The sequence below is a fragment of the Geobacter sp. SVR genome (assembly GCF_016865365.1).
Taxonomy (GTDB): Bacteria; Desulfobacterota; Desulfuromonadia; order Geobacterales; family Pseudopelobacteraceae; genus Pelotalea.
Genome location: NZ_AP024469.1, coordinates 3,871,115 through 3,889,742, shown reverse-complemented (window position 1 = coordinate 3,889,742; position 18,628 = coordinate 3,871,115). Strand labels below are relative to the sequence as shown.

Here is an 18,628-nt window from a genome sequence, read left to right as displayed (position 1 = left end):
GTGACTACCGGGGAGTGGAGCTGCCGCCTCCGGTCAGTCCGGTGTGACCACTCTCCGGCTTGTCGCTGCCGGTCACGGCATCCGGCACGGCCGGCTCATCCCAGGAAAAACTGCTCAGGTCGAATTCGATGATGCCGGCTGCCGGGGCCGGAGTTTTCTGCTGCTCAGCCACCGGCACGGCAAAGGGGTCTTCTCCTCCGAAGGAAACCGCTTCCAGCAGGCTGGCACGTTCATCGTCGTTTTGGGCAGGGGGTGCGGACAGGAAAGGGTCCTGTCTTTCATCGAACGGAAATCCGCCGGGTTCCGTAGTCTCTTCGTTCCCCACCTTGATGAAGGCAAAGGGATCGTCGTATTCGGTGTCGGCGCCGGTAGCGGCGTCGGTATCCTCTGCGGGCAGATCGAAGGAGAAGATGCCGGCTTCCGGTTCGAGGGTTTCCGGTGCGTGTTCCGGCATCAGCGCGGAGGCGGAGAATTCGGCCGCCAGGGCGGTGCGGGCCTGCTGGGGCATCACGATCGGTTTCAGCCCATAGGTCGCTTTGTAACCGTTCAGTTCATGGGAGCATTTTTTACAGATGTCGTGGAATTCGAAGCTGTTGTAGCCGCATTTGGGGCATTTCATCGGTGGCTCCTCGCACCGTGCCGCATTGGGGGTCAGATTGTGGCCAGGTTTTTGGGGAGCCTGGTTTCTTGACGACGGTACAGCCTGGGTGCTTTCAGATTTCTTCCCATATATACTGTAAAATAGCAGTGATGGCAAGAGCAGCGGTCTCGGTCCGCAGGATCCTTTCTCCTAGGGAAACCGGCAGGAAACCGTGCCGGGAGAAATGCCTGACCTCCAACGGATCGAGCCCCCCCTCCGGGCCGATGGCAACGATGGCCGACGCCGGAGCGGCATGTCCGGCCAGCGCATCCTTCAGTCTCTGCGTGCGCTCCCCTTCCCAGAGGAGCAGCTTCAGATCATGATCCGAGGCGTCGGCCGCCTCGACCGCACTTTGGAACCATCTGACCTCCGGAATGCTGCGCCGCCCGCATTGCCGCGCCGCTTCCGACGCAATGCGGTTCCATCGCTCCAGTTTGGGCGCGCGCTGGTCGTCGCGGACGCGCGCCACGGAGCGACGTCCGCCGAAGAGCCAGAAATCACAGGCACCCAGCTCGGTGCCCTTCTGCAGGATCAGCTCCGTCTTCTCCCCTTTGGGAAGGGCCTGGCAGATGGTCAGCCGCGGTCCGGCAGCCTGTTCGGGCGTCTCCTGCAGAGAATCGACCTTGACAACCACCCATTCCCGGTCGACCTGGTCGATCCGGCCCTGGTATTCCGCCCCCCGCTCGTCCACCATCGTCACGGCGGCGCCGGTGCCGAGGCGCAGGACCCGGACCATGTGATTGAACAGGTCACCATCGAACGAGGCATAACCGTTGCGGATGCTGCGGGAGTTGATCATGAAGCGCCGGACGCTCATGGATGGGCCTTCCGGTAAACGAGCGCAACCCATTCCCCCTGGCGGCGTGTCTCGCTATACTCGACCGGCTGCTGCGCAAAACCACTGCGGACCAGCATTTCCTTTTCGGCCAGGATGCCGGAGAGTACCAGCCTCCCTCCGGGGGCCAGATGCTCCGTCAGGTGCGGAGCCAGCCGCACCAGCTCTTCGGCCAGGATGTTGGCCAGGATGACATCGAAGGCACCGTCCAGCGCTTCCAGGGGAGTGGTGCTGCATTCCACCTGATCGCTCAACTGGTTCAGGGTCAGGTTTTCCCTGGCAACGTCGATTGCCAGCGGATCGATGTCGACCGCGCATACCCGGCCCGCTCCCAGTTTGACGGCGGCCATGGCGAGAATGCCCGAGCCGGTGCCCAGGTCCAGAACCGAAGGGCTCAGCAGGGTTGGCATGGTGTCCATGGTTTCTTCCAGGATCTCAAGGCACAGCTTGGTGGTTTCGTGTCCGCCGGTGCCGAAGGCCATGCCGGGGTCAAGCCGCAGTACGATGTCATCCGGACGCGGATGGATATCCTCCCAGGTCGGGACGACCAGCAGACGACGACCGACCCGGAGGGGCTTGAAGTTCGCTTTCCAACTGGTGCTCCAGTCTTCGCTGCGTACCGTGGAGCGCGAGGGTGGGGTAATGGCCAGGCCGGGATGTTGTACGGCCAGATGGTCGAGGAAGCTGCCGATCTCCCGCATCCGGGCTTCGATGTCGTCGTTGGCGGAGAAATAGGCTTTGACCGCCACTGTCGGGGCATGGACGATCTCGCTGTGCGAAAAGGCATCCACGTTCAGGTTTTCGGTGCAGACGCCGGTTCCGGAGAGCTCTGCCAGATAGTCGGCCAGAATGTCGGCCAGCTCGGCGGAAATTTCACAGGTAATCTCGATCCAACTGTCGCTCATGTGACCGTCCTTCGGTGATTTGATCATAAGATCGGCAGGTTAGCAGAGCAGTACAAGGTTGGCAACAAAAAATCCTTGACAAACAAATCATCTTTAATTAGAAAGCGTAACTTCCCCAATTAATGAAACCGGAAGTCCGTGAAGCACGGAAGCCGGAGAAGGTGCCAGTCCGAAACCCATTCGTTGTTGGCCCCCCGTTCAGGTGCCGTGCCGTCTCTGCGGCGGAATGCCGCTCGCGCGAGAGACGAAAGCATGGCAGCGGGAGAAGGCTGGAAGACATACCGATTCGGGGAGACAGCGGGATCTGCTATATGAAGAAAAAGATAATCTACATCATTTCCGATGCAACCGGTGAAACTGCCGAACGCGTCATCAGGGCCGCCCTCTCCCAGTTTTACGATGAGGACGTCAGGGTGCAGCGCCTGTGCCAGATCCGCAACGAGCCCGACGTGCATCAGGCCATGTCGGTTGCCGTCCGGGAGCCGGGCATGGTTGTCTATACCCTGGTGGACCCGCACCTGTCCCAGACCGTGGAGAGGATCGCCGAAGAACACGGGCTGCTGGTGGTGGATCTGCTGACGAGCCTGATCTATAACCTCTCGCGCTACCTCGGTGCTCCATCCAAAGAGAAACCGGGGCTTCTCTACCGGATCGATCCCGAGTATCACAAACGGGTGGCAGCGGTGGACTTCACGGTCAAGCACGATGACGGGCAGGAAACGCGTAATCTGCACAAGGCGGACCTGGTGCTGGTCGGCGTGTCGCGCTCGTCAAAGACGCCGCTCTCGATGTATCTGGCCCATAAGGGATACAAAGTCGCCAACGTGCCCCTGGTAAAGGGCATCGATCCTCCCGAGGAGCTGTTTCAGATCGACCAGAACAAGATTGTCGGCCTGATCATCGATCCCAAGCGCCTGGTGGAAATTCGCGCCTCCCGGCTGATCACCATGCGCCAGAGCCCCCGCGGAAAGTATGCGGACTATCATCTGGTGGAGGATGAGATCGGCTATTGTAGACAGTTGTACCGCAGGCATCCGGAATGGATGGTCATCGACGTAACCCACAAATCGGTTGAGGAGGCATCCTCGGAGATCATGCGACGGATGGATCTACTAGCACAAAAATAATTAATTAGTGCTACAATAACGGTAATGAGAAAATAAGGAGGAAAACGACATGAAAATTCTCGTGGTTGAAGACGAAAAGAAAGTGGCCAGCTTTATCAAGCGCGGCTTGGAAGAAGATCAGTATGAAGTCACGGTGACCTATGACGGAGCCGAAGGGCTCAAGCAGGCGCTTGCCAGCGACTACAGCCTGGTGATTCTGGATGTGATGCTCCCGAAAAAGGATGGCCTGACCGTGGTAAAAGAGCTGCGCGAGGCGGGCAAGCATATTCCGGTGCTGATGCTGACGGCACGCGGTACCACCGACGATATTGTATCGGGTCTGGATGCCGGCTCCGATGACTACCTGACCAAGCCGTTCGCCTTTGCCGAACTGACCGCACGGGTCAGGGCGCTCCTGCGCCGCAGCGAACAGGATCGTGGCGCCGAGATCCGCTTTGCCGACTTGCGGCTCGATCCCGTCACCCACAAGGTGTGGCGCGGCGAAAAGGAGATCGACCTGACCGCCAAGGAGTACGGCCTCCTGGAGTACCTGGTGCGCAATCCCAACACGGTCCTGTCCCGCGCGATGATTGCGGAACATGTCTGGGACTATGCCTTTGACAGCTTCACCAACATCATCGACGTGTATGTCAACTACCTGCGCAAGAAGATCGACAAGGACTATCCCACCAATCTGATCCACACGGTCCGTGGCCAAGGCTATATTCTGCGGGAGGGGTAACCGGCTGCAGCGGAGATTCGCCGACGATTGATTTTTCTATTTCGCACGGGTATAGTGAGAACCTGAAACGTGGCAAAGGGCGGCGTCGCACGAAAGTGCACCCGCCCTTCGCCGTTCGGGCGGCCTGAACCGCCCCGGGGGAACCTTGCCGGCGAGACCGCCGCAATGACAGATGTCCACCCCCGCGGCGGCAAGCGCTGCCGTCATTATGGAAACACGGGGAGATTCGATGCCCACCCGCTACGTACAGCCGCTCCGCATCCTGATTCAGTGCGCGTTTCTGGCGTTCATGCTCTGGCTTGGCATGCGCTTCTACCAGTTCGTGCAGCATTTCCGCAGCAATGGTGCCACCGCTTTCGTGCCGCGGCCGGACGGCATCGAGGGCTTTCTGCCGATCTCAGGTCTGCTGGGGCTGTCGGCCTGGCTCAAGGGAGCCGGCATCAATCCGGTCCATCCGGCGGCGCTGGTGGTGCTGCTGACGGTGCTGGCGGTGTCGCTGCTGCTCAGGCGCTCGTTCTGCTCGTGGATCTGTCCGGTGGGAACCATCTCGGAATCGGCCTGGAAGCTCGGGTTCAAGGTGTTCCGCCGCAATCTGCAATTGCCCAAGCGGCTGGATGTGGCTCTGCGCGGCCTGAAGTATCTGCTGCTGGCCCTGTTCATCTATCCGATCGTGATCCGTATGGATACCGGATCCCTGAGGGACTTCATCCTGTCGGACTATCACAGGGTTGCCGATGTACGTCTGCTGGACTTTTTTCTGCACCCCTCGTCGCTGGCCGCAGGGGTGATCCTGTTCCTGCTGCTGCTCTCGCTGCCGTTCAAGAATCCTTTTTGCCGCTATCTCTGCCCGTACGGGGCACTGCTCGGCCTGGTGGCGATGCTCTCCCCGGTGCGCGTGAGCCGCGACCGGGAGACCTGCGTCTCCTGCGGCGTCTGCAGTCAGGTTTGCCCGACCCGGATCGATGTGATGCGCAAGCGGAGCGTCAATTCGCCCGAGTGCATCGGCTGCTGGCGCTGCATTGCCCATTGCCGGGCCGAGGGGACACTGTCGATGCGACTGGCCGGCCGCGTCGCGATTTCGGGCATTGTCTTCGCCTTGCTGGTGGTGCTCTGCTTCTGGGGAGGCACGGCGATCGGCGAGGCGTGCGATGTGTGGCACACCGCCATTCCGCTGAGCGAATACCGGGTGCTGCTGGGGAGATAGCGGCCGGGCGCGACCCTGGCGGTACCTTGCACAACATTCATCACTTTACGACGGGCACCTGCAAACATGAAATTTACCCTTCTGACCCATTTCAAGGAAATCGGCAAGAGATCAAATACCGGACAGTTGGTGCTGCAGGTGCTGGGAGGCGCCGCCGAACAGGTGCGCTGGGACCGGATGAATCCGCCGGCCCGGCTGCTGGAGGAGATCGAGGCAGGAGGCGTGGCCCTGGTCTATCCCGGTGCCCCTGACGAAAGCAGCAGCGATCTGAGCGGGATCAGGCAGTTCGTGATCATAGACGGTACCTGGCATGAGGCACGCAGGATCCATCAGCGCAGTCCGTACCTGCAAAAGGTCCGGCGGGTCTGCCTCAAGCCCTCCGGACCTTCCGTCTACAACCTCAGGAAAAACCAGAAAGAGGCCTGTCTCTGTACTGCCGAATGTGTGATAGAGATCCTGCGGAACACGGGGCGGTTGGCGGAGGCGGACCGTCTGGAGGAACGCTTTCTGGGATTCATCCGGCCTGCAGGGGTGATGCGCGGAGCGTTGCCGGGGCATTGAAAAAGGCGGCCAATGGGCCGCCTTTCTTTTGAACCAGTACTATTGCGGATGCTTCAAGGCCAACCTCCGGCCGGATGATGCCGGGATTCGGTCGCACCGCAACGGCTAGTCACGATGGTGTTTCCAGTGCCTTTTGTGGTGCTTCTTGTAGTATCCCTTGTGCTTGCCGCGATCATGCCCTTCCCGGACGATGACGCGCTCCTTCTCCACCACGGTCACATGGGGCAGGGGCGGCGGCGGGGGCGCCGGCACGCCGCCGACCGAAACCCGGACGTTAGGGGTGTTGACGTCAACCCCCACATTGGACGCAGCCGCGATGCCGGCCATGGCCACCACACAGACAACACTACCGATCACTGTCTTCTTCACATGCATTCCCATCTCGTTCTTCTCCCTTTCTGTAGGTCCTGTTGAAAACCTGTCATCCGGGCATAAAAAAACCGGGATGACGACTATCGTGATAGTTCGGCATCCCGGCTGTCTCTGATCGAGACCCAATGGGCTTTCCGTCCCACCCTCACGGATGGTTTAGTCTTATCGTTATCGAGCGTTCAGCGGGAGATACTATAGGGGAGTTTGCCGGCCGAGTCAATGCCAATGGCCGCCAAAATTCCCGGATTTTGCCTTACTCGGTCTTCTCTCCGGCGGAGGGCTCTTCGGAGGTGTCCTCGGGGGGAACGCTGTTTCTGGTCTGCTTGCGCAACAGTTTTTCCTCGTTCTTTTTTTTTCGTTCAAGTTCTTTTTTCCGCTTCTGAAACTGGAAATTGGGTTTCGCCATTGCGTTCCTCCTGCTGAATAATTTTCTGAAACGAAAAAGCCCCGGCATGCCGGGGCTTTCGTTGGGAGCGCTAGGAAGAGTGGGTCAGACCCGTTTCACATTCGCGGCCTGAAGCCCTTTCGGACCCTTGGTCACATCAAACGTTACTCTATCACCTTCAGCAAGGGATTTGAATCCGTCACCGACGATGGCGGAAAAGTGACAAAATACATCGTCGCCATTTTCCTGCTCAAGAAACCCGAAACCCTTGCTGTCGTTGAACCATTTTACTGTTCCATTTACCATTTTTCTTACCTTCTCCTGATACTTCTTTTAAATTTATCCGGAAAATTTCCGAATCTGTTTAAGCGTAAACCTGTATGTGCTGCAAGTCAAGCTGTAAATAATTTAAAATGTATGTCGAATATGAAGGAGAAAGCCAAGACATGGCAATTGCCAAACTATTTTCTCCCGATATCTTTCATACGAAATTCGTAAAATACGTGTAAGTTTACGTAATAACTACGTGATAGATGGAGTTTTCGGTATCATTCAGGAAGACGGCGAGCGGAATATTCCTTGCGTTATGATAGCATTGCCGTACTATAAAATAGTTATGTCATGTACATATTTTATTATTTCGTCCATGTGCTCGGGTTGATATTCGAAACACTCACCATTTTTACAAAAGAAAGCGGTATGATCAATGACACTCAAAGTAGGCAACATTGTAAATCACAGCGGGATGCTCGAATGGGGCGCCGGCAAGGTCCTGGAAGTAACAGCCACCCTCGCTATGATCCAATTCAGCGACGGCAAAAACCGCAAGATCGCCATTTCCCATTTTGACATCCTCCAGCCAGCCCTTCTTGGTTCGTTCATACCACTGCCCGAAATCCATGACGAGAGAGCAGTCTCGCACCCCACGAAAGTTGCCAGAAAGAAGAAATAGAGGAGTCTGTCGTCAGTCAGAGTGCCGCAGTCCGGTACAAACATGTATAGGACGGTGTCTGATTTACGTCCCGGTTTCCACTGATAGCTGCCCCATAACCGGGGAACAGTCCCGCCACAAAGGTTAGCGGGATCAGGAGCGACACCAGCGGCAGCTCTGAGGATCGAAGCCCCCAGAATCAGTCGCCACGATTGGGGGATTTGGCCTTGCCGGCAATTGTGATGCAGAGGCATTCACCTTCTGCGTAGAGTGTTTCGCCGCAAAAGATGCGGCCATGCACCATGACCTTGCGTCCCTTGGCGGAGACGACGCTGCTGGCTACCGTGACCACCTTCTGCAACGGCAACAGGTTCCGGAAGCTGACACTCAGGTTGCCGACTACGATCGGATAGCCGGCTGCCCAGGCCGCCAAGCCCAGCACCTCATCCAGCACCGCGGCCACCGATCCGCCATGGGCATGCCCGGGAGGGCCTTCGGTTTCGGGACCGAACCAGATCCGCGCCTGCAGGTGCTGCTCCGGGTCGCGGTAGTAGCGGGTCCGAAAACGGTTGCCTTCCGGGTCACCCGATACGAAGCGCAGAGACTCGCCCACCAGTGCGGGGGCGTCGAAGGGGGTCCAATCCGTCTCCCCCTGAAGATCAACCGGCGGACAGAGGGTTACGGTTACTTTTCCAACGGCAGTCTTTACCACATGGGCTCCTTCGGTAGATAGTAGTTTCCCTTTACGAAAGCGGCGGTGGTCACCTTACCAAACTTTACCGCGGGAATAAAGGGTGATTACGGGCTGAGGCAGCGCTTCAGCTGCAGGCGGCACAATGCCCGGGCACGGCAGCAGCACCAAAGCAGTTATTGAATAAATGGGCTCAATGCCGTATGGTGTCCCATCAGCAGCGCGCGAAGAGCGCAGCACCGGTCCGGAAGAGCCTGTTTCCGCAGGAGCCCGGGCCGCACAAGGGCGACTGTGGGCATGATTCGGCATTTCTCCATCCGCACCAAGCTGATTGTCATCATGCTGGCCGCTGGCCTGCCGGTGATTGCCGCCTGCTGCTACGACATCTACTCCCGATACGAAACGGAGCACAAAAAAGCCGAGCAGGCGGCCCTGGCTGCTTCCCGGGCGATCGCCTTTCAACATGCCGCCCGGGTGGAGGGGGTCCGCAACCTGCTGATCACCCTGTCGGAATTCCCCGAAGTGCGGCAAAAGGATGGGCGGGCCTGTACCGCCATTCTCGGCAGTATCCTGCGCCAGAGCCCGTCGAGCCTGAACATCGGCATTGCCGATCTGGAGGGCAACCTGGTAGCCAGCGGCGTGCCGGGCAATTTCAACATCCGCGACCGCAAATACTTTCAGGATGCCCTGCGTACCAGACGCTTCAGCGCCGGTGAATACACCGTCAGCCGCTCAGTGGGCAAACCCTCGATCCATTTCAGCCTGCCGGTTCTTGACCATGCCGGCAATCCGGTGGTGGTGCTATATGCCACCTTCGATCTCACCCAGTTCGATGCCATCTTCGACGCCCAGAAACTCCCCGAAAACGCCGTCCTCAACGTGACCGACCACCGCGGAGTGGTGATCCTGCGCTATCCGGACCACGAAACCGTCAAGCCCGGCCTGCAGGACCTGCCCCACCTGCGCAGCCGGGTTACCGGACCCGATGAAGAAGGCGTTTTTGTGGATGTCGGACTGGACAATGTCAAAAGACTGCTGGCTTTCACGCGGCTCAGTCTGCGCCCCGGCGATCCTCCTTACCTCTATATCCGGGTCTCCATACCGGAAGACGAGGCCCTGGTTGCAGCCAGGCGCTTTCTGATCGGCTCGATGTTCGTGTTCGTCCTGGCGGCGAGCCTGACCCTGGCAGCTACGCGGATTCTGTCCGGCCGCTATTTCGTCGTGCCGGTCGAGAAGATGGCGGCAGCCTCCCAGTCGCTTGCCCGCGGCAACCTCGCCATCAGAACCAACGTGCCGTATACCGGGGACGAACTGGGGCAGCTGGCGCAATCCTTCGATTCGATGACCGATTCCCTCCGTATCCGGCTGCATGAGCGCGATCAGGCCGAAGCGCTGCTGAAGGAGAGCGAGGAAAAATTTCATGCCATTTTCGATTCGCTGAATGACGCGGTTCTGATCCACGACCTCGAAACCGGCACGATTCTCGACGTGAACCAGGCGATGTGCAGCATGTTCGGCTACAGCCGGCATGAAGCTCTCCAGTTGGATGTGGAACGCCTCAGTCTGGGGGAGCCTCCCTACAGCCAGCGGGAGGCTTTGGCATGGATGGCGCTGACTGCGGAGGGACAGCCGCAGTTGTTCGAGTGGCGCAGCAAGCATCGCGACGGCCGGCTTTTCTGGACCGAGATCAGCATGCGCATGGCCGCCATCGGCGGCGTCAACCGTCTGATCGTTCTGGTCCGCGACATCAGCGAGCGCAAGGCCGCTGAAGATGAAAAAAGGTGCCTGACCGAACAGTTGAACCAGGCCCAGCGCATCGAGTCGATCGGTCGCCTGGCAGGCGGCATAGCTCACGATTTCAACAATCTGCTGACTCCGATCATCGGTTACGCCGAACTGGTGCACCGCACGGCCGACCCCGTTGCCCGGGAGCAGGTCGGGCAGATCATGCAGGCCGCCGGCCGCGCCAGGGAGCTGACCCAGCAACTGCTCAGCTTCGGCCGCAAGCAGATGCTCGACATGCATATCATGAGTCTCAACCAGCTCATTTCCGACTTTACGGCGATCCTGAGGCGAACCATCCGCGAGAATATCGATATCCGGCTTCTGCTGGGCCCCGACATCGAACGGATTTGTGCCGACAGGAACCAGGTCGAGCAGGTGATCATGAACCTGGTTGTCAATGCTCAGGATGCCATCGAGGGGGTGGGTGTCATTACCATCGAGACCTGCATGGCGACCCTTGACGGCGAGTATGCCCGCAGCCATGCGGATGCGGTGCCCGGCAGTTTTGTGATGCTGGCCATCAGCGACAGCGGATGCGGCATGAGCAAGGAAACCATGCAGCATATCTTCGAGCCCTTTTTTACCACCAAAGAGGTCGGGCAGGGCTCCGGGTTCGGCCTGGCCACCGTTTACGGCATAGTCAAGCAGCATGGCGGCAGTGTCTGGGTCTATTCAGAACCGGAAAAAGGGACTGTATTCAAATTATACTTCCCCAGTGTCCAGGAACAGCCCCGGGAACGGCAACCGGAGGCTGTCAACGAAAGTGCGCATCAGGGGCGGGGGGTCATCCTGCTGGTGGAAGACAATGGCATGGTACGCTCCATGGTCAGGGAGTTGCTGGAGATGCGCGGATACGAGGTAATTGAGGCGGATACCCCTTCGAAGGCGCTGGAGCTGGCCAAGGACACGGTACTGGATCTGCTGATTTCGGATATGATCATGCCCGAGATGAACGGCAACGAGATGTACCGGTGCCTGGCCAAGCACCAGCCCGGTTTGCGGGTACTGTTCATGTCCGGCTATACCGACAGCGTGATCGTTCAGCAGGGACAGTTGGAAAAAGGTGCCGGTTTCATTCAGAAACCCTTTTCTGTGGCGGCCATGGAGAATAAGGTTGCGGAGATACTGGCCGGGGGACCGGAACCTGTCCCCGGAAGAATGGCATAAGCAGCCTTTTCTGAAGAGCGGCAAACGCAACCATATATTCAGGAGGATTTCAGAATGATCGAACTGGTAAGGAACCGCCGCAGCATCCGCAGATATACCGCTCAGCGGATCGATCGCACCACCCTTGATCTGCTGGTGGAAACGCTGCTGCGTGCCCCTTCTTCACGTAACATCAATCCCTGGGAATTCGTGGTTGTGGATGAACCTGCGATTCTGGAAACGCTGGCAACAGCCAAGGAGCACGGCTCTGCTTTTTTCAAGGGGGCGGCGGCAGGTATCGTGGTCTGTGCTGATGAGACAAAATCCGATGTGTGGGTCGAGGATTGCTCGATAGCCGCCATCATGGTGCAGATGGTGGCGCAATCGGTGGGACTGGGCAGTTGCTGGATACAGATACGCAACCGCCCGCACGACCGCAGCACCAGCGCCGAGTCGTTCGTTCAGGAGCTGCTCGGTCTGCCGGCGCATATACGGGTAGAAGCGATGATCGGCATCGGCCATCCCGCTGAAACAAGAAAGCCGCTCTCCGCCGATCAGTTGCAGTATGGCAAGGTCAGGCACAACAGCTACGATCGGGCCTGGGAGAGAAATCAGTCGGCATGACTGCCGGCGGGAATCCTTACTCGTCGCCCTTGCTGTGATCCCGGCGGCGCCTGACTGAGAAGAGCGGCTCAAGGATCGCTTCATGCCGGCACAGCGGGCATTTCCCCGGAGGGGACAGGCGCTCGCGTTTGGCAAACACGAACCCGCAATTGCGGCATTCAGCGGGAGTCACCTCCAGCAGGCACCCTTCGGCCTGAAGGCTGCGCCGGATATGCTCCAGATGATCATAGACCTCTTTCTCTGAAAGATGGGCTTTGATCGAGATCTCCCTGACGGAGAGAGGCGGCCCGCGGAGCAGGCCAGCGACAGCCTGGCGGGCGGTTTCCGGAGCGGGCCGCGGTACGGTGGCTTGACGCGGTTTATGGCGCATGATTCGCCTGTTCGAAGCTCTCGTGGATGTCTGACTTCAGTTATAGTGTAACCCGGATCCGTGGCAGCGTAAGGTTGGTGAAATCCGTGCCTCCGCGTGTTATCCGATTGTGTGCGCACTTCTGCCGGTAATCTTTTATGAAGCCGCTTCGGCCAATACCCGGCGCTCTTCCGGCGGAAGGGCCGCCACATATTCTCCCATGCCGCGCAGCGTATTGCCGAGGAAGTAGCGCTCCCGGGCCTGGATATCCACCGGCAGGCGGTCGAAATTCCGGTAATGCTCGTCCCGCTCCATCAGCCAGGCCACCATGGCCTCTTCCCGTTCCCCCTCTGCCACTTCGGCGACTGCCGCGGTCCCCCTGACCCACAGCAACAATTGGTTGCGCGCGATCTGCAGGTGTTCGAGGGCGTTTTCCACCAGTCCGTAATGGGCAAAAACCATCTGGCGGGGGGCCAGAACGATCATACGGTCGAGCGAATCGAGTGCGGTGGGAAGTATGAAGCGGGGGGGGGTGGCCGGGCGCATGAAGATGCCGTCCGGCAGGTCGCAGCGCACGCCGGCCACTTCGCCGGCAAACAGCAGTTCGTCCAGCAGATAGCTGCAGTGGTGCTGGGCATGGCCGGGGGTCAGAAAGGCGCGTATGCCGGTCCGGCCGATGCTCTCTTCGAAGGTTATCCGTTTCTCCGGTACCGGCGCGATCTCGCCGTAAATATCCGCCAGCCGGCCGAGCACCGTACGGGAACCCTGCCAAAGCTTCTCCGGCGCAACCAGATGACGAATCCCCTCGGGATGGCAGACAACGGTCGCATCCGGATACTCCCTTAGCAGGGCTCCGGTTCCTCCGGCATGGTCGATGTGGATGTGGGTCAGAAGCACGTAATCGAGATGGTCGACCCCCTGCTGCCGTAGCTGGGTGCAGAGGTGCGGGATGGTTGAGAGCGGGCCGGGATCGACCAGCATGGTCAGGTCATCGCTGCTGTACAGCCAGGAGCTGATGAATTGCCGGAAACCTTCCAGGGCCGGCTGGTCGAGGTCGATACAGGTGAGGCGGTTGCGGATCATATGGTCTCCTGCGGGGGGATGTGTCCACACCATAAAGTATTCCCGGAAGGTCAGGCAAGCACTATCGCACGGGCTCCCTCCTTGTAATACCGTCGAGAGCGGTGCAGAATAATATCTGATCGGCGGTGCCCGTACATTCGGGAAAAATGCAACAGGAGCATATCGTGAAACGAATCATGCTGTTCAGCGTCATGATGTACATGCTTTCGGGCTGCGGCGCCGGCAAGGACTGGCGAACCGCCAGCCGTGAGCCGGCCGGCATTGCGCCGGATCCCGCGGTGGTCAAAGAGGCGGTGCTGCAGGTGTACGGGGCGCCGACCTGGGGCTGGCGCGGCTGGTTCGCCATCCACACCTGGATTGTGGCCAAGCATAGCAACGAGCCTGGCTACACGGTCTACGAGGTCATCGGCTGGCGCCAGTGGCGCGGATTGCCGATAGTGCGCATCGAAAAGGACCTGCCGGACCGCTTCTGGTTCGGGGAGCGTCCCCGGCTTCTGAAGGATCATCGCGGCGCCGGTGTGGACGAACTGATCACCGCCGTTGACCGGGCTGCACGCAGCTATCCCTGGCCCGATACCTACAGCGCCTTCCCGGGGCCGAACAGCAACACCTTTACCGCCTGGGTGGCCCGGCAGGTGCCGGCACTCGCTCTGGACCTGCCGTTTTCGGCGATCGGCAGCGGATATCGATAATATTGGGGCGGTGGGCCGGCCCGGGGATGCCTTCCACGGCTTCATGGAACATCCCTGATGGTATACTTTATAGCAGATGGCTGGAGAGGGCAGGAACACACGGCTCTGCCATGAGCGCGAAGCCCGTATTCCGGACATTACCATTTGACATGCCGGCGTTACCCGTATATATTGAAAACGAATTTCAATACCATGTATGGAGATGGCAATGGCACAAGTGCAACGGACAACCGGTTTGAACGGCCGAGCAGTCACTGCATACCCCCTTTGGAACGACTTGGCTCCCCGTTTTTCTGGTACCCGCGACTGCTTTGCAGCATATCTGGCACTGGAGGCAGCCGAGGTGGTCGAAGGGGAGAAGCCCGGTAACCTGGTGAACCTGGTCAACCGCACCCGCCGATGCGGCCTCAATCCCTACCGGATTTGGAAGACACACGGCGCCGCGCTGCTCTCGGGCAGCGGCCTGAAGGTCAGGGAACTCAAGGACAGCGGAGAGGCACTGCTGGTATATCTCTACCGCGAGGATCTGCTGCAGGAGCTGCTGCAGATGAAGGCGGTGACAGTCATTCTGGGCAAACTGGGCTACAAGAGGCCGGCCGATCCGGAGCAGACCTTGTGTCAGCTCGGCGCGCGCACCAGGGCCGATGCCTTTCCCCATGAGATCGGCATCTTTCTCGGGTATCCCCTGAAGGATGTGCTGGCCTTCATGGGGCGGATTCCGCTGGCATACGCCTGCCAGGGCCCTTGGAAGATCTTCGGTGATCCCCGCCGCAGCCTCGAATTGGCCGATCGCTTCAGGGAGTGCCGCAGCCGCATGGCCGAGCGTCTCTATTCATGCCATGATCCTGCACAGTGTCTTATGGCAAGGGCGGTTTGCAGGCCTATGGCTGCACAAGGGACAGGGGGGAACTGCTGAACAGAGGCCGATCCTTCCGGAGTCTGATGTGATAAACAGGAATGGTCATCAAAATCCCCGCCGCAGGGCGGGGATTTTTTTGTCTCTATCGGGGAGGCAGCGAAATGTCATCCTCGCATTGCGCGCTAAAAGCAGGAACGTACCACCCCGCCATCCACCCTGAGGGCCGCCCCGTTGGTGGCTGAGGAGAGCGGGCTGCAGACGTAGGCCACCAGGGCGGCGACCTCTTCGGGGGTGGCGAAACGCCGCAGGAGCGAGGTGGGGCGGACCGTGCTGAAGAAGTCCTGCTGGAACTCGTCAAAGGTTCTGCCGCCGCTGACCTTTTCCACGAATACATCTACGCCCGCCGTGCGGGTGGGGCCAGGCAGTATCGCGTTGGAGGTCACCCCGGTGCCGGCGCAGGTTTCTGCGATCCCGCGTGATACCGCCAGCAGAGCGGTTTTGGTCATGCCGTAATGGACCATCTCCGGCGGGATCTGAATGCCGCTTTCGCTGCTGATGAACACGATCCTGCCCCAGTTGCGCTCCTTCATGCCGGGCAGGTAACCTCGTGCCAGACGCACGGCACTCAGCACATTCACCTCGAAAAATTGGCGCCACTCATCGTCCTGGATCTCTTCAAACGGTTTGGGCCTGTAGATGCCGAGGTTATTCACCAGAATATCCACTATCGGTATCCGCTGCAGCAACTCACCGGCTGTCGTGGCTTCGGCCAGATCACCGCAGAACCCCTCTAGCACGGCATCCGGCACCTCCTTCCGGATCCGCTCGAGTGCGGACGAAACAGACTCCTCGCTTCGTCCGTTGACGATCACCCGTGCCCCCTCGTTGGCCAGCAGTGTAGCGACAGCCAGTCCGATGCCTTTGGTGGAGCCGGAAATGAGGGCCTTCTTGCCGATCAGCTGCAGATTCATCGGTGCCTCCAACTGAATAGAATACCTACTCTAATTGTACCACCCGCCTCTGATAATCAAAGACAGGTGGACTGCTGGCATCTATCGAGAACCGGTAAAGCTACTCTGGATGCTGCCTCCCCCTTGGTTGCGGCCAGTTGACATATAGGATATAAACCCGCTCAGGCTCCCTCCTGCAAGGTTAAGTTTACCATCCCATACCATGTTTTCCCCGACTGTAGCATGGAATGTTATGCCATTTGAAAGGCTCCCGTTTATTGCTTCACCCCTGCTTGTGGAACCGCTTGCCGTACCGTCCGATTTGATCGTGATGGTCCATGAACCAAGAATGGTTGGCTCTGTGATCAGTGCTCCACCCTGATTGCGGCCGCCGGCACCAGGCATGGCTGATGTCATTTGGGGGAATGTGGAGTTGATTGCTACTGTTTGAAAGCCTTGATACGTTCCCGTATATGTTCCGGCACACTGGCTATTGATGCTTGAGGTCAAATGGGTCTTGGCCTGAGATACCGACACGGCTGCCATACCGGGTGCGACGTCGTTTATCATGTTTCTGAAGGCGGAGGTCGTGTTCGAGAAGGCCAGCGTATGGGAGGATGTGGGCACTACTTTGGTATTGTCGATGGTCATGGCGCCATGAGCGTCGATGGTGCTGGCAGCCATCAGGAAGCGCACGATGTTCACGACCTCGTCCGATGAGGCATTGGCGTTCGGATCGTGTACCGCGGCCAGGTGGATGGGGGTCATGACAGCTTCGGCCGGTGCTTCGCCGATTACGATGCCGTTCACGGAGAACTTGACGCTCTTGCCGATCTCATAGGTGAATGATCCGTCAGGGGCGGTGGTGCCCGACAGCGCGCCGGAGACGTATGTCAATCCGCCCACCGGGCCGTCGATGAACTTGCCGGTTGCCGTGGTCGGTGCTGACGAACTTCCGCCGCATCCGGAAATCACGGAACAAAGTCCGGCAATCAGTACGAAGGATGGAATAAGTTTCATGACGTGCCTCCAGAGGATTTGTACGTGCGCATAAGGCCGATTTCGAGCTCAGGAACCGCTCCGCACTATATGCATTCCCTGAAGGTGTGTAAATTAAAAAGTTTAAGGAAACTTTTCTCGCTGGGGGAGTGGAAGAATATTGGGTATGTTTCGGAGATCAGTGCAGTGGCAGGTCGCGGCGGGCGCGGGGCAGCGACCAGTTGTAGCGGATCGCCAGCAGGCGCAGGACAATGACTATGGCAGCCGAGAGCAGCAGTGCCCAGGGACGGGGCAGGGGAGTGTGGTGCAACAGTGTGAGCAGTATCCCGCCAACCACGCAGGCCGAGGCATAGACTTCCTTCTGCAGTATCAGGGGAACCTGGTTGGAGAGCATGTCCCGGATCATGCCGCCGGTGGTGGCGGTCATGACCCCCATCATCACTGCGCCCAGAAAGCCGATCTTGAAATCGAGCGCCTTGCCGGTGCCGATTACGACAAAGGTGCCCAATCCGATCGCATCGAAATAGGACAGAGGATGATGGATGAAGCCGAGCCGCCGGTGAAAGACGAAGATCGCCAGTGATACCGCGATCGACAGGTACAGGTAGGTTTCATTTTTGAATATGAACGGAGGCGTGTCTCCCAGGAACAGGTCGCGCAAGGTACCGCCGCCGGTAGCGGTTACCATGCCCAGCACCAGTACGCCGAACAGGTCCATTTCCCGCCGGATGCCGGCCAGTGCTCCAGAAGCGGCAAAGGCGGCAGTACCGAGCAGATCCAGGGTATACAGCAGTGACATGATGCCTCCAGGGGGTGAAATGGGCTCCAGTGTAGCCGGTGCCACGACTCACGGCAACCTCAAATCGCGGAGAACGGCGGATCACTGGAGTCGCTGAAGCTGTCGCCCAAAAGCAGCCTCCTTCCTTCGGACCTGCTTCGCTATGACAGAAGTCGATAGCGGTCAGAGACGACTTGTGGTGTGCCGTATGTGCAAACGTCCAGGTCATGGTCACCAATTGATAATGAATTGCAAAATTATCTTGTCACGCATCCCTCGTAGACAGTATTATCTGGGCCAAACAATCTGAAACCGGGCAGTGCCGATTCAACATACCGGGGACCGGAATGGGATGAAACTGTTTCGCCGTCACATAATTGCGCTGGGACTCGCCGTGATATATCTCACGATCACGGTGAGCCCGCTGGCTAGCGTGGTCATGCGCTCAAAAACCGTGGCCTATGCCATGACGGGCGAATGCGTGGGTGATTGCGATATCTGCGGCTGTTCCCCGGAAAGCAGGGCCAACAAGACCTGCTGCTGCGCCATCAAAAAGCGGATGGAGCAGCACCGGCATACGGCGGAGCAGCACGACAGTTCCGAAAAAACCGCTGCTTCCACCGATAATGATGCCGACAAGAAAACAGGGAAATGCTGCAAGAAGAATAAAGCAGGCACCAAGGTCACCGTACTAAGCTGCAACTGCCCCTGCGGTAAAGGAAAGACACTTGCCACAGGGGGAGCGGGAAAAAATGAACTGGTGCCCTACCGGTTTGCAGAAAGCATCTCGCCGCCATCAGACTACGGTACCTATCACATCACCCCGCAACGCCTGACCTCACGTCATCCAGAACCCCCCGTCCCCCCACCGAAACTCGTCAATCACGCCTGAAAACACCACGCAGTCACACCATTGCATCATGAACACGGGATTGCAGCACTCGAGGTGCATCCTCGCGTGACAATGCACGGCCGCAGTGGCAAACCATCC

General features: G+C 58.8%; 22 protein-coding genes and 1 riboswitch. Of the genes, 10 read left to right on the top strand and 12 right to left on the bottom strand.

The window, feature by feature from the left end; all coding sequences use genetic code 11:
- Window positions 1-4 precede the first annotated feature (4 nt).
- The 3 genes from GSVR_RS18195 to prmA form a co-directional block, all read right to left on the bottom strand.
- Window positions 5-619: a hypothetical protein gene (locus GSVR_RS18195; RefSeq protein ID WP_173202015.1), complete on the bottom strand. Its 615-nt coding sequence runs from the start codon at window positions 617-619 to the stop codon at window positions 5-7.
- 94 nt (window positions 620-713) lie between these two features.
- Window positions 714-1,457, bottom strand: a complete 744-nt coding sequence (locus GSVR_RS18190) for a 16S rRNA (uracil(1498)-N(3))-methyltransferase (protein ID WP_173202014.1) — start codon at window positions 1,455-1,457, stop codon at window positions 714-716.
- On the bottom strand, window positions 1,454-2,380 hold the full coding sequence (prmA, locus tag GSVR_RS18185) for a 50S ribosomal protein L11 methyltransferase (protein WP_173202013.1): 927 nt from the start codon (window positions 2,378-2,380) through the stop codon (window positions 1,454-1,456). Before prmA ends, GSVR_RS18190 begins: the two co-directional genes overlap by 4 nt.
- Before the next feature lie 311 nt (window positions 2,381-2,691).
- Between prmA and GSVR_RS18180 the strand changes: the two genes are divergently transcribed.
- The 4 genes from GSVR_RS18180 (at window position 2,692) to GSVR_RS18165 (ending at window position 5,993) form a co-directional block, all read left to right on the top strand.
- A complete protein-coding gene (locus GSVR_RS18180) occupies window positions 2,692-3,507 on the top strand; it encodes a pyruvate, water dikinase regulatory protein (protein ID WP_173202012.1) in 816 nt (271 codons plus the stop codon).
- A gap of 49 nt (window positions 3,508-3,556) precedes the next feature.
- On the top strand, window positions 3,557-4,228 hold the full coding sequence (locus tag GSVR_RS18175; RefSeq protein ID WP_173202011.1) for a response regulator transcription factor: 672 nt from the start codon (window positions 3,557-3,559) through the stop codon (window positions 4,226-4,228).
- A gap of 229 nt (window positions 4,229-4,457) precedes the next feature.
- Window positions 4,458-5,432, top strand: a complete 975-nt coding sequence (locus tag GSVR_RS18170; RefSeq protein ID WP_173202010.1) for a 4Fe-4S binding protein — start codon at window positions 4,458-4,460, stop codon at window positions 5,430-5,432.
- 66 nt (window positions 5,433-5,498) lie between these two features.
- Window positions 5,499-5,993, top strand: a complete 495-nt coding sequence (locus GSVR_RS18165) for a tRNA-uridine aminocarboxypropyltransferase (RefSeq protein ID WP_173202009.1) — start codon at window positions 5,499-5,501, stop codon at window positions 5,991-5,993.
- 105 nt (window positions 5,994-6,098) lie between these two features.
- On the opposite strand, the gene GSVR_RS18160 is transcribed toward GSVR_RS18165, so the two are convergent.
- From GSVR_RS18160 to GSVR_RS18150, 3 genes are all read right to left on the bottom strand, one after another.
- Entirely contained in the window at window positions 6,099-6,374 is a 276-nt protein-coding gene (locus tag GSVR_RS18160; protein WP_173202008.1) for a hypothetical protein, read from the bottom strand.
- 83 nt (window positions 6,375-6,457) lie between these two features.
- Window positions 6,458-6,536: riboswitch (cyclic di-GMP riboswitch) on the bottom strand.
- Window positions 6,537-6,618: 82 nt separating this feature from the next.
- Window positions 6,619-6,771 (bottom strand): hypothetical protein, encoded by a 153-nt coding sequence (locus GSVR_RS18155; RefSeq protein ID WP_173202007.1) that lies wholly within the window; start codon window positions 6,769-6,771, stop codon window positions 6,619-6,621.
- Between the two features lie 84 nt (window positions 6,772-6,855).
- Window positions 6,856-7,056, bottom strand: a complete 201-nt coding sequence (locus GSVR_RS18150; RefSeq protein WP_173202006.1) for a cold-shock protein — start codon at window positions 7,054-7,056, stop codon at window positions 6,856-6,858.
- Between the two features lie 400 nt (window positions 7,057-7,456).
- Between GSVR_RS18150 and GSVR_RS18145 the strand changes: the two genes are divergently transcribed.
- The gene (locus tag GSVR_RS18145) at window positions 7,457-7,702 is read left to right on the top strand and encodes a DUF3553 domain-containing protein (protein WP_173202005.1); all 246 of its coding nucleotides are present in this window, start codon (window positions 7,457-7,459) and stop codon (window positions 7,700-7,702) included.
- A 178-nt stretch (window positions 7,703-7,880) separates the two neighbouring features.
- On the opposite strand, the gene GSVR_RS18140 is transcribed toward GSVR_RS18145, so the two are convergent.
- A complete protein-coding gene (locus tag GSVR_RS18140) occupies window positions 7,881-8,393 on the bottom strand; it encodes a PaaI family thioesterase (protein WP_173202004.1) in 513 nt (170 codons plus the stop codon).
- A gap of 276 nt (window positions 8,394-8,669) precedes the next feature.
- Between GSVR_RS18140 and GSVR_RS18135 the strand changes: the two genes are divergently transcribed.
- Together GSVR_RS18135 and GSVR_RS18130 are read left to right on the top strand one after the other, a co-directional pair.
- Complete coding sequence (locus tag GSVR_RS18135) at window positions 8,670-11,324, top strand: ATP-binding protein (RefSeq protein ID WP_173202003.1); 2,655 nt, start codon at window positions 8,670-8,672, stop codon at window positions 11,322-11,324.
- Window positions 11,325-11,378: 54 nt separating this feature from the next.
- Window positions 11,379-11,927: a nitroreductase family protein gene (locus GSVR_RS18130; protein WP_173202002.1), complete on the top strand. Its 549-nt coding sequence runs from the start codon at window positions 11,379-11,381 to the stop codon at window positions 11,925-11,927.
- Window positions 11,928-11,943: 16 nt separating this feature from the next.
- On the opposite strand, the gene GSVR_RS18125 is transcribed toward GSVR_RS18130, so the two are convergent.
- Window positions 11,944-12,297 carry a transcriptional regulator gene (locus GSVR_RS18125; RefSeq protein ID WP_173202001.1) on the bottom strand — a complete coding sequence of 118 codons (354 nt, stop codon included), beginning with the start codon at window positions 12,295-12,297 and terminating at the stop codon, window positions 11,944-11,946.
- Between the two features lie 135 nt (window positions 12,298-12,432).
- Window positions 12,433-13,359 carry an MBL fold metallo-hydrolase gene (locus GSVR_RS18120; RefSeq protein WP_173202000.1) on the bottom strand — a complete coding sequence of 309 codons (927 nt, stop codon included), beginning with the start codon at window positions 13,357-13,359 and terminating at the stop codon, window positions 12,433-12,435.
- A gap of 176 nt (window positions 13,360-13,535) precedes the next feature.
- On the opposite strand from GSVR_RS18120, the gene GSVR_RS18115 reads away from it, so the two are divergent.
- Both GSVR_RS18115 and GSVR_RS18110 read left to right on the top strand, forming a co-directional pair.
- On the top strand, window positions 13,536-14,051 hold the full coding sequence (locus GSVR_RS18115; RefSeq protein WP_370552088.1) for a DUF3750 domain-containing protein: 516 nt from the start codon (window positions 13,536-13,538) through the stop codon (window positions 14,049-14,051).
- Between the two features lie 208 nt (window positions 14,052-14,259).
- Window positions 14,260-14,967 (top strand): DUF3793 family protein, encoded by a 708-nt coding sequence (locus tag GSVR_RS18110; RefSeq protein ID WP_173201998.1) that lies wholly within the window; start codon window positions 14,260-14,262, stop codon window positions 14,965-14,967.
- Between the two features lie 125 nt (window positions 14,968-15,092).
- Here GSVR_RS18110 and GSVR_RS18105 read toward each other — a convergent pair whose 3' ends face one another.
- The 3 genes from GSVR_RS18105 to GSVR_RS18095 all read right to left on the bottom strand — a co-directional run bounded on the left by GSVR_RS18105 (window position 15,093) and on the right by GSVR_RS18095 (window position 17,658).
- Window positions 15,093-15,881, bottom strand: coding sequence for an SDR family NAD(P)-dependent oxidoreductase (locus tag GSVR_RS18105; RefSeq protein ID WP_173201997.1), 789 nt, complete (start codon window positions 15,879-15,881; stop codon window positions 15,093-15,095).
- Between the two features lie 81 nt (window positions 15,882-15,962).
- Window positions 15,963-16,880 carry a hypothetical protein gene (locus tag GSVR_RS18100; protein ID WP_173201996.1) on the bottom strand — a complete coding sequence of 306 codons (918 nt, stop codon included), beginning with the start codon at window positions 16,878-16,880 and terminating at the stop codon, window positions 15,963-15,965.
- Between the two features lie 157 nt (window positions 16,881-17,037).
- The gene (locus tag GSVR_RS18095; RefSeq protein ID WP_173201995.1) at window positions 17,038-17,658 is read right to left on the bottom strand and encodes a trimeric intracellular cation channel family protein; all 621 of its coding nucleotides are present in this window, start codon (window positions 17,656-17,658) and stop codon (window positions 17,038-17,040) included.
- 331 nt (window positions 17,659-17,989) lie between these two features.
- Between GSVR_RS18095 and GSVR_RS18090 the strand changes: the two genes are divergently transcribed.
- Window positions 17,990-18,529, top strand: a complete 540-nt coding sequence (locus GSVR_RS18090) for a hypothetical protein (protein ID WP_173201994.1) — start codon at window positions 17,990-17,992, stop codon at window positions 18,527-18,529.
- Window positions 18,530-18,628 lie beyond the last annotated feature (99 nt).